General features: G+C 69.2%; 7 protein-coding genes. 5 read left to right on the top strand and 2 right to left on the bottom strand.

The genetic code is table 11. The features are described 5' to 3' along the window. Together MJ777_RS15430 and MJ777_RS15425 are read right to left on the bottom strand one after the other, a co-directional pair. Nucleotides 1-1,849: AAA family ATPase (locus MJ777_RS15430; RefSeq protein ID WP_239376969.1), on the bottom strand; the 1,849-nt coding region annotated here is incomplete at its 3' end. Continuing rightward, nucleotides 1,849-3,165, bottom strand: a complete 1,317-nt coding sequence (locus MJ777_RS15425) for an exonuclease SbcCD subunit D (RefSeq protein WP_239346191.1) — start codon at nucleotides 3,163-3,165, stop codon at nucleotides 1,849-1,851. The genes MJ777_RS15430 and MJ777_RS15425, both read right to left, overlap by 1 nt. 558 nt (nucleotides 3,166-3,723) lie before the next feature. On the opposite strand from MJ777_RS15425, the gene MJ777_RS15420 reads away from it, so the two are divergent. From MJ777_RS15420 to MJ777_RS15400, 5 genes are all read left to right on the top strand, one after another. Next, on the top strand, nucleotides 3,724-4,983 hold the full coding sequence (locus tag MJ777_RS15420) for a glutamate-5-semialdehyde dehydrogenase (protein ID WP_239308437.1): 1,260 nt from the start codon (nucleotides 3,724-3,726) through the stop codon (nucleotides 4,981-4,983). Nucleotides 4,984-5,187: 204 nt separating this feature from the next. Further along, nucleotides 5,188-5,727: a hypothetical protein gene (locus MJ777_RS15415; RefSeq protein WP_239376968.1), complete on the top strand. Its 540-nt coding sequence runs from the start codon at nucleotides 5,188-5,190 to the stop codon at nucleotides 5,725-5,727. 136 nt (nucleotides 5,728-5,863) lie between these two features. Next, a complete protein-coding gene (locus MJ777_RS15410) occupies nucleotides 5,864-8,086 on the top strand; it encodes a glycosyltransferase family 2 protein (RefSeq protein ID WP_239376967.1) in 2,223 nt (740 codons plus the stop codon). Further along, nucleotides 8,086-9,693 (top strand): galactose oxidase-like domain-containing protein, encoded by a 1,608-nt coding sequence (locus MJ777_RS15405; RefSeq protein ID WP_239308440.1) that lies wholly within the window; start codon nucleotides 8,086-8,088, stop codon nucleotides 9,691-9,693. The genes MJ777_RS15410 and MJ777_RS15405 overlap by 1 nt, the downstream gene beginning before the upstream one ends. Beyond that, nucleotides 9,690-10,838 carry a glycoside hydrolase family 6 protein gene (locus tag MJ777_RS15400; protein WP_239376966.1) on the top strand — a complete coding sequence of 383 codons (1,149 nt, stop codon included), beginning with the start codon at nucleotides 9,690-9,692 and terminating at the stop codon, nucleotides 10,836-10,838. Before MJ777_RS15405 ends, MJ777_RS15400 begins: the two co-directional genes overlap by 4 nt. The last annotated feature ends 53 nt before the right edge of the window (nucleotides 10,839-10,891 follow it).

Here is a 10,891-nt window from a genome sequence, read left to right as displayed (position 1 = left end):
CGCCGCCCACATCGGTGCCGCCCACATCGGTGCCGCCCGCGCCGTGCGGGGCCGAGTCGATGACTCCGACCACGGTGACCGTCGCGAACGACTCGACCGCACGGGACGGTGGTTGGCCGTCCGCACGTGCCGATCCTGTTTCCGGCGTGCTCCAGGCGGGCTCCACCCGGTTGGCGAGTTCACCCAGCAGAGTGCGAATGCGCTCATCGAGCCGGTCGGCATCGCGGCGCGCGTCGGTTGCCACCGCCGTGAGCCGGCCGGCCTCGGCTTCGGCGGCCAGCTCGTCGTCCTTGTCGACATGGTCCGCCCGGACCTCGGCGGGGTCGGGGTGGGCGAGCGATCCGCAGACCGGGCAGGGGGAGTCGTCGACCAGAGCGGCGGCCAGTTCGGCGGTGATCGCGTCGAACCGCTGGCGGCGGATGTCGCTGGCCAGGATGCGGGCGTCGCGGGCGGTCCGCTCAGCCTCGTCGGCACGGGTCATGGATTCGTGATGTTGCCGTACGGTGCCGGCCAGCTCCGCTGCCACCCGGGCCTGTTCCCGCGCCCCGGGGAGCGCCGCGGCGCTGGCTCGGGCCCGGTTCAGCCGCTCCTCGAGGACGTGCCGCCGCTGCGGCAGCTCGGTCCGCAGATACTCGGTGAGCGCGGTGAGCGCTGCCGCGTGGCTCTCGGCGTCGGACTCGGCCGCCGCCGCCGCCGCGTCGTCGGCCTCCGCTGCGGCCAGGACATGGGACAGCTGCTCCAGACGTCCCACATCCGTGTGGGTGAGACGGGACAGCCGCGCCAACTCGTCGACGGACGCGTCGTGGCGGGCACCCAGCAGCCGCAGCCTGTCACGTCCGGCCTCCTGGGCACAACGCGCCCGCTCGAGGCTGTCCGCGCGGTCCCACACATGTTCCAGCGCCCGGCGTACCGGGCCGGCGCGCCGGGCCGCGTCGAGTTCGGCGGCCATCGTCTCCACCGCGGGGAGCTCCGCTTCCAGCGCCGCAAGCTGTGTCAGCAGGTCGCGGCGTTCGGACTGGCGCTCGGCGAGCGCGCGAGCCTGCTCCAGGGAGTCCTCAGCGTGCCGGCGGGTGTCCGCCGCGATCGCGACCCGATCGTCTGCCGCGGTGGTGGCGGCCGCCGCGGCGGCGGCGAGGTCGGCGACCCACTCCGGGTCGGCCTCGGGGTCAGCGGGTTCCGCCGTCTCCGCGGCTTCGGCCGCGCGTGCCAGCACCCGGACAAGTTCCCCGCGCGCGTTCGCCGCTCTCTCATCCGCGATCTTTGCCTGGTCGGCGAGCCACTGCTCGGCGTGCTCGAACCGGTTGACCCTGAACAGCCGCTTGAGCAGCCGCTCCCGGGCATCGTGGTCCGCCTGTAGGAAATCGGCGAAGTGCCCCTGCGGCAACATGATCACCTGGAAGAACTGTTCGGCGGTCATCCCCAGCAGCCGGCCGATCTCTAGGCCCACGTCATCGTTGCGCTGGGCCACCACCTCCCAACCGGGGGCGGCCCACCGCTCGAGCAGCGCGGTCGGGTTCACCCGGACACTGCCCTCGCCGCCACGTTTCGGTCGCTCCCAGAGCGCGGTGCGTGCGATCCGGAACCGCCGACCGGACAGGCTGAACTCCAGCCGCACCCACGGCGCCGTGCTGGCGTCGGCGTGATGCGAGCGCAGGTCGCGGGCGCGGGCGCGCAGCCCCGGGACAGTGCCGTACAGGGCGAACCCGAGCGCGTCGAGCAGGGTGCTCTTCCCCCCGCCGGTCTCGCCGCACAGCAGCACCAGACCGCCTGCCCTGAGCTGGTCGAAGTCCAGTTCGACGCTGTTCGGGAACGCCCCGAAGGCGGTGAGTTCCAGCCGGTGGGGACGCATCAGGCGGCGTCCTCGGACAGCCGGGCGTCATCCAGCGCCGCCCGCAGCAACGACCGTTCGCGCTCGTCGGGTTCGGCCCGCACATGGGTGAGGAACGCCTCGGCGACGGCCAGATCGGTGCGCCCGCGAATACGCTGCCGGTAGTTGAGCCCGTCCGCGGCCCCGCCAGCAACCGGCTCATGGCTCAGGGTGAGCGCATGGGGGAACCGGCGTTGCAGGGTCGTCATCGCGTCCATCGGGCGGACCGGGTCGGTGAGCACGACTGACACGAAGTCACCGGTATGCGCTTCGTAGACAGCCGAGGTCATGAGATCCGCCAGGGTGCCCCGCAGCCGGGCGAGGCTGCGGTACAGCGGCACCGGGATCTCCTCGACACCGGCCAGGCCGGTCGCGTCCAGCTCGACCAGCAGGGAGGACTTGGCATCCGCCGCTTCCGAGAACGAGTAGGCGAGCGGTGAGCCGCTGTAGCGTAGGTCATCGCGCAGGGCCTGCGGCTTGTGGAGATGGCCGAGGGCGGTGTAGGTGATCCCGGTGAACAGGTCCGCGGGGACCGCCGCCAGCCCACCGACGCTGATGTCGCGCTCACTGTCGCTGCCCTTGCCCCCGTGCACCCACGCGTGGGCGCAGACGATGCTGCGCCCACCGTGGCGAGCGCGCGCGGCGTGGACGGCACGCATCGCCTGCCGCATGATCGACGCATGGGTTGCCGCGGTACCGGCCGGCACGGTCCGGGCCACCCCGGCGCCCCCGGTGGCGGTATCGGCCGCAAGGGTGCCGGCGGCGGCATCCGTGCCGGCGGTGTCGCTCGCGGCACTGTCTGCGGCGGCACTGCCTGCGGCGGCACTGTCTGTGGTGACGCCGTCTGTGGTGACGCCGTCGCTGGCGGCGGTGTCCGCCAGGGCCGCAGCCACCGCGGCCGGCTCGAGGTAGGGGATGGCGTAGACGTGGACCGGGCCGTGGGAGTCCTCGACAGTCACGGGATCGGCGACGGCAGCCACCTCCGTGCGGATGCGGACCCGGGGATCAAGCAGCCCGGCCTTGTCACCAAGGCGCGCGGGGGCGTCGTGATTACCGCTGATCACCACAACCCGCGCGCCGGCATCGCGCATCCGGGAGAGCGCTTCGTCGAACAGCCGCATGGCCGCGACCGGTGGGATGGCCCGGTCGTGCACGTCCCCAGCGACGACAACGAGGTCGACCTGCTCGACACGGACAACCTCGACGAGGTGGTCGACGAACGCGGCCTGGGCCGCCGACAGATCGAACCCGTGCAGGGCGCGGCCGAGATGCCAGTCGGATGTGTGCAGCGTGAGCATGCCATGCACGGTAAGGCGCGCCTCCGGCGGTTCCACACGCGGGTCCCGGACGGCGGCCCGCCCGTCCCGGCAGCGGCCGGTTCGGCACCGCGTCGAGGGCGAAGAGCGCCCGGCAATAGAGGTGTGGATCAAGGAGTGGGGCTGGGGTGCGTGCGGCGCAAGGCGGAAGGCCGAAGCGATACCGGCTGAGTTGTATCGGTGTGGCCGACAACGCGGCCAGGGGGCGCCTGGGCGCGGCGAGCCGGAATGACGATCTCAAACGCGCTCTGAGCGGTCGGCGCTGGCAGTCCTTCAAGGGGTTGTCGGATGCCAGGTGGATGCGTCGCGAGGCGGCCCAGGCCCCGGTAGCGGTGTGCTGCCGGGGCTGGTGACAACGACGCGAGGCGCCGCCTGGCGCTGGCAGACCCTGGATGAACGTCCAGCGCCGACCACTGAGGCCGGTAACCTCTGTAGTGAACCGGGGACATCAACCCCCAGCGGCGCGGAACATACCCGTTTCTGGCCCTTGCGCGGTGGGGCGCGTTCCGGTGGCAGGCGTCGGGTCGGAAGGAACTGATCATGAACACCATTGCCGAGGACGTCCGCCAGACCGCGGTCCGGGCCCGCGCGGCCGCGGCCACGCTCGCGCCGCTGTCGCGCGCGGACAAGGACCGTGCCCTGTACGCGATGGCGGACGCCATCCTGGCCGCTGGCCAGCCAGTTCTCCAGGCCAACGCCGAGGATGTCGCGATGGCCCGCGACGCGGGCACCGGTACGGCCATGGTTGACCGGTTGACCCTCACCACGGACCGCCTCGTCGCCATTGCCGGCGGTCTGCGCAAGGTGGCGGCCCTCGACGACCCGGTCGGCGAGGTAGTCCGTGGTCGGCGGCTTCCCAACGGAATAGAGCTGCGCCAGGTCAGGGTGCCCCTCGGTGTGGTCGGGATCATCTACGAGGCGCGTCCGAACGTGACGGTGGACGCGGCTGGGCTGTGCCTCAAGAGTGGTAACGCTGTGTTGCTGCGCGGCAGCGCGTCGGCTGCGCGTACCAATGCCGCGCTGGTCGCGGTGCTGCGGGAGGCCGCGGCCGGAGCTGGGCTGCCCGCCGACGCGGTCGCGCTCGTGCCCGGTGCCGACCACGAGTCCGTCAAGCAGCTCATGCGGCTGCGCGGTCTTGTGGATGTGCTGATCCCGCGGGGCGGGGCTGGTCTGATTCGGGCGGTGGTGGCGGAGTCCACCGTGCCTGTGATCGAGACCGGGGTCGGCAACTGCCATGTATACGTCGACGTTGACGCGGATCTCGACCAGGCGCTGGCGATCGTCCTCAACGCCAAGACCCAGCGGGTGTCGGTGTGCAACGCGGCCGAGACACTGCTGGTCCACGCGGGTGTCGCCGACGCCTTCCTGCCCCGGGTCCTCACCGCGCTCCGCCAGGCCGGGGTGACGATCCACGGCGACGACGCGGTCCGCGCGCACGACCCGTCCGCGCTGCCCGCGACGGAGCAGGACTGGGCCACCGAGTACCTCTCGCTGGACATGGCGGTCCGGGTGGTGGGCTCCCTGGCCGAGGCCGTGGCCCATATCCGGCAATGGGGCAGTGGGCACACCGAGGCGATCATCACGCGCTCGCTGGAGGCGTCCCGCCGGTTCGTCGCAACCTGCGACAGCGCTGCGGTCATGGTCAACGCCTCTACCCGTTTCACCGACGGTGAACGATTCGGCTTCGGTGCGGAGATCGGTATCTCCACGCAGAAACTGCACGCTCGCGGGCCGATGGGCCCCAGCGAGCTCACGTCGACGACCTGGGTCGGCGTCGGCGACGGCCATCTGGTGATCTGAGAACCGCCGTGCCGGCGCCGCCAGGAGGCGCGCGGGGCGCGCGGGGCGGGCCGGGGCGTCCGGATGTACCTCTTGGCCCGTAACGGACAGGTCCAGACATCTTGTCACTGGTTGCGAACGTGATCATGAGAAGTCCGGACGTGGTTGTGCGATACCAGGTACCCATTGGGTTGATGTGGTTGTGCCGGTGTCGAAGGGGGCAGCTTGTCGATTCGCGAATCGGACGGCTCACCCGCGGGCCTTGAGTACGTAGCCAGGTTCCCATCCGCGGATTTGATCATTGTGGGATGCGGTGCCGCGGGGATGGCCGCGGCGGTGGGGACGCTCCTGCCATGGGCGGGCGCGACCCTGTCCGACCGCGGGGCGGTCCTGCTTGCGGTCAGCCGTACCGGGCTGGAGCTGTCGGCCAACGGTGTGGTCGTGCTGCTGCTGGGGGTTGTCTGCGCAGTGTCCTGCCTGTTGCCGCCGGACGGGCGGCGTGCGCGTCCACTGTCCCTCGCGCTGGCGTCGGCTGGTCTTGTGATCACCGTCCTCGCCGCCGCTGAGATCGATGCGGGGGATCCCCTGGCCGCGAAACTCCTCCAGCTACGGATCGGTACCTTCCAGACGGACCATCCCGTGGCCAGTACACACGTGGGCCTGGGCCTGTGGCTCAGCCTCGCGGCCGGCGTCACGCTCAGCGTGGGCGGGGCCGGGTGGCAACTGGTCGGCCGCTTCACCCGGGTAGTGGGTGACCCGGCCTGATGACGAGCGCGGGCGGCGCCGAGGCACGTGGGCGCCCCCGCCTTTCTGGTGATCGGATCGCAGCCGGCGAACAGGTCGAGAACGGACCGATTTCGGTGGCTTTCCCCTGTCGGTGGCACGAGCCCTTGGAACAAAATTGGCCTACGATTACATATCTTTTTCGAGCCTTGCGGGTCCGCTTACCCTGCCGGCCACGAGCGGGAGATACCGGGTCGCCTATCGCCGGGTCATGGTTGGCCGCGAGCTGTGGATGGTGCTGCCGCTGCTGGTGGCCACCGTTGGGTTATCGTCGTTGTTCTTTGTCTGGCTGATCCAGCCGGATCATTTTCCCCGGGGCGCGTACCTGCCGGCCCCGGTCCGTCTCGGCAATGCCGTCATGTTCCTGCTGATCGTCATTTCCGAGGGAATTCGGTTGCTTAACTCGATCACGCTCTGCTGGTCCGCGTTTATCATGCGCGATCCGGTGCCGGTGCGGCCGGCGGACGGCCTGCGGATCGCCTTCACGACGACGATCGTGCCCGCAAAGGAACCGATCGATGTCGTGCGTGACACCCTGATCGCGGCCCGGCGGATCCACTATGGCACGCCGATCGACATCTGGTTACTCGACGAGGGGAATGATCCGGGAGTCCGGGCGGTGTGTGCGGACATCGGGGTCCATCATTTCTCCCGCAACGGGGTCGAACGGTGGAACGAGCCGAAAGGGCGTTTTCGCACCCGCACCAAGCACGGCAACCACAACTCATGGCTGGCCGCCCACGGCGCGTCCTACGACATCGTCATGTCGGTCGATCCCGACCACATCCCGTTACCGAACTTCGCCGCGCGCATGCTCGGCTACTTCCGGGATCCCGAGGTCGCCTTCGTCGTGGGACCGCAGGTCTACGGAAACTTCCAGAAGTTTCTCACCCGCGGTGCCGAAGCCCAGAACTACATGTTCCATTCAGTGATCCAGCGCGCCGCGAACCGGTTCAACTGCGGAATGTTCGTCGGAACGAACCATGCCTACCGTGTCGCGGCATGGGAGCAGATCGGCGGGTTCCAGGATTCGATCACCGAGGATCTGGCCACCTCCTTCGCCGTGCACGGGGCGCGCCACCCGGAAACCGGCCGGCGGTGGAAATCGGTGTACACACCCGATGTTGTCGCTGTCGGCGAGGGGCCGGCGACGTGGACCGACTTCTTCAGCCAACAGCTGCGATGGGCACGCGGCTCCAACGAGGTCATGGTGACCGAGTCGGTGCGCCGGCTGCGGAAACTGTCGTGGGGAGGCCGCCTGCACTACCTGATCTTGATGTTGCACTATCCGACGGTCGCCCTCACCTGGCTGATGGGGATGCTGCTCACCGTCAGCTATATGGCGCTGGGCTCCAGCGGGGTCACAGTGCGCATATCGTCCTGGTTGGCCCTCTACATCGATGTCGCGGTGGCGAGGCTTCTCCTCTACATCTGGCTGCGGCGTTTCAATATCAGCCCGCATGAGGAGAAGGGAACCGCCGGAATCTCCGGAATCTTCGTCTCGATGTTGTGTACCCCCTTTTACTCGACCGCCTTTGTCGGCGCGTTACTGCGGCGTCCGCTCGGTTTCGTCGTCACTCCCAAGGGGCGTAGCGCCAGCCCCGATCGGCTCCTGACCTTCCGAAAACACCTCTTCTGGGCGATGCTCTCCACGGGTTCCATCACCGTCGCGGCAGCCTGCGGCAACGTGTACCCGGCCAACATGGTCTGGGCGGTGCTGTCGCTGCTCAGCTGCCTGGCACCCGTTGCCATGTGGGCGGTGTCCACGGTTGCCGGCCAGCGGCTCGCTCGAGGCGGTGGCTCAGCGGCGGCCCCGCCGCCGGCTGTCGTGCATGTCCGGCCCGCGGACCAGGTGTCCGTGGGCCTGCTGAAGGAACTCGACGGGATGCGTGCGCGGCCCGCGCCGCGGCCCGCGGCCCGGCCGGTCGTGCTGGTGGCCGCTCCGATCGGGTGGCGCGGGGAGGCCGTTGAGGACATGGTCATGCTGGCCGTGCCATCCACAGTGCTACCAGCAGTGCCACCAGCAGTGCCACCAGCAGTGGCGCGCGCGAGGGCCTACAGCGAGCAGACCACTCGGTGGCTGGCCCGCCCGGCGCCCACATCGCCGCCGGGAGATCCGGCTCGGCCCGTTGCGGCGACCAGGCAGAAAGTGATCAGAGCGGCGGCCGCCGTCCAACGGCCGACCGGGATGGGGCGGGCGACCGGGCGGCCGGTGCTCGGCGGTTTTTCGGCCTCCAGCGGTTACTCGGCGGCTGGCGGCCACCTGGAGGACGTCACTATGAAGCTCCGGCCGCGGCGTCGGCGGGTGTCCCGCGACGGCCTGCTTGAGGAGCTGACCTGATGGCCGTGCTGCCGGCCTCGCCCGGCCGGGCCAACCGGCTGCGCAGGTGGCGCATGCTGCGGTTCGGTGCCTTTCTTCTCGTCATTCTCGTGGGCAACGGCCCGTTCGCCGTCTCGTGGACCGCGGCACGTTACGAACGGTGGCGGTCCCACCGGCCGGACTACATGCGCAGCCATGGACGCTGGGACGTTGTCGCGGACAGCGGCACGCGGTCGATCCACGCGGCGATGCTGCATACCGGGAAGGTCCTGCTCATGGCCGGCTCCGGTAACGACCAGGGCAGTTTTGACGCGAAGAAGTTCAGGACCGTGCTGTGGGATCCGATCGCGAACACCTTTACCGATGTCCACACGCCCTGGGATGTCTTCTGCGCTGGGCACGCCTTTCTCCCGAATGGTGATCTGTTGATAGCGGGGGGCACCAAGAAATACGAGCTTCTTGCACCGGCCTCCCCGGACGGTAAGAAGCACGAGTACCAGGGGCTCAAGGACTCCTACCTTTTCAATCCGGTGACCGAGCGATATGAGAAGACCGGTGAGCTGAACCATGCCCGGTGGTATCCGACGTTGGTGACCCTGGCCAGCGGCCTGGTGGTGGCGGTTTCCGGGCTCGACGGCAACGGCGACATCGACCAGGGCAATACCGAGTTGTTCAGCTCAGCCAGCGGGACATGGGACGACCAGCAGGATCTCCGGAAGGTTTTTCCCACCTATCCAGCTCTGCTACTCGCCGGTGACGGCAGGCTGTTCTTCTCCGGCGCCAACGCGGGCTACGGCCCGGCGAGTGTCGCGGAGCGCCAGCCAGGCCTGTGGAACCTGACGAACAACGCCTTCCAGCCGGTCGACGGGCTGCCCGAGCCGGAACTCAACGAGACGGCAGGGACGATCATGCTCGCTCCGGCTCAGGAGCAGAAGGTGATGTTCATTGCCGGTGGCGGGGTCGGCGACACCCAGGTGGCGACTGCCCGGACCGCGATCGTAGATCTTGATTCACCTGCCCCGCGTTACCAGCGTGGCCCCGACATGTCGAGGGTCAGGCGGTACCCCGGCGCGGTGATCCTTCCTGACGACACCGTGCTCGTCTCCGGTGGTTCCACCGGCTACCGGGCCAGGGACTCCCGGGTCGCCGAGATCTACCATCCGGATACGAGCTCCTTCACCGCGGCGGCGGACCCACACGTCGGCCGTGACTACCACTCCGAATACCTGCTGCTCCCGGACGGGCGGGTGGCTGTCTTCGGTTCGAATCCGTTGAGCGACGACAACACGTTCGAGACCCGGGTCGAGGTCTATTCGCCCAGCTACCTTTACCGGGGTGACCGTCCGAAAGTCATCTCGGCGCCGCCGCGGATAACTCGCGGATCGATGATCACTGTGGCATCGTCGCAGCCGGTGACAAAGGTGCGTTTGATCCGCCCGGGTGCCTACACCCATGTCACCGACACCGAGCAGCGTTCCGTGGCGTTACCGATCGTTCAACAGACAGCTGGCAACCTCACACTGGAGGTGCCCCAGAATCCCAATCTTCTTCCGTCAGACTGGTACATGCTTTTCGTGACCAACGGCGCGGGCGTCCCATCCGTCGCCACCTGGGTTCAAGTGGGATGACAGTGATTGTATCGATCTCCGGGTTGGTGCGGCGTATCGATGTCGTCCGGCGCCGGGCGGGCCACCGCCGGACGCGAGCCGTCGGTCTGGCGGCAGCCGCGGCCCTCGCCGCCATGCTGGCTGCCAGTGGGTGTGGCGCGGGAAGGTCGACCCGGAGCGCCAGCACGGCGGCGAACGGCGCCGGGCCACTTCACGCGGTCGGCGCGCAGTGCCCCGCGGGTGACCCGGCCGGTCGTGGCGCCGTGGCGGGCGCCGGACCGTACGGCCCGGCGCCCCGCGCGCCCTTTCTCGTCGATCCGAACAGCCAACCAGCCATAGCCGCACGTCAGGACGCCGCCAATGGGGCGAGCGCGGCGGCGATCGCGGCCAAGCCGATCGCCTTCTCAGTGGGGGACTGGCTGCGTGACGGTGTTCAAGCTGAGGTGGCGGCGCGTAGCGCGCAGGCGGAACGAGCTGGTGCCACAGCGGTCTTCATGGTCTATGCGATTCCGCACCGTGATGTCGGTGCCGGGTTCTCCGCCGGGGGAGAACCCGACGCTGCCGCCTACCGGACGTTCACCCGGCAGGTGGCAGCGGGAATCGGTGCCCGTGCCGCCGTTGTCATCCTGGAGCCGGATTCGCTCGCGCAGATGGACAGCCTGCCCGCGGCCCAGCAGCGGGAGCGTTATCAGTTGCTGAACGACGCCGTCGACGTCTACGGCGGGCTGCCCCGTACCAGCGTCTACCTTGACGGTGCCAACTGTGGATGGACGGCGGCTCCGGTTATCGCGGACCGGCTGAGCCAGGCCGGGGTGCGGCGGACCCGTGGCTTCGCGGTCAACGTGTCGAACTACTACCGGACCGGGGACGAGATAGCCCGCGCCGAAGTGATCGCGGCGCTGATCGGCGGTGCGCATTTCGTCGTCGACACCTCGCGCAATGGACGAGGCCCGACCGACGGCAATATCAGAGATCCCTGGTGCAACCCACCTGGCCGAGGGCTCGGGGCCGCGCCAACCACCGACACCGCCAGCCCGCGGGCGGACGCGTTGCTCTGGATCAAAGTTCCAGGGGCGAGCGACGGGGAGTGCGGCCGGGAGAACCCCCCGGCTGGCGTCTGGTGGCCGGCTGAGGCCGACGAACTCGTCCGTAACGCGGAATCCTGACCGTCTGTCCCGGTCTCTGTCCATCTCCTCTGTTTATGGCCTCTGTCCATGTG

It is taken from the genome of Protofrankia sp. Cj5 (assembly GCF_917627405.1).
Lineage (GTDB): Bacteria > Actinomycetota > Actinomycetes > Frankiales > Frankiaceae > Protofrankia.
This window is presented reverse-complemented; position numbering and strand designations above follow the sequence as displayed.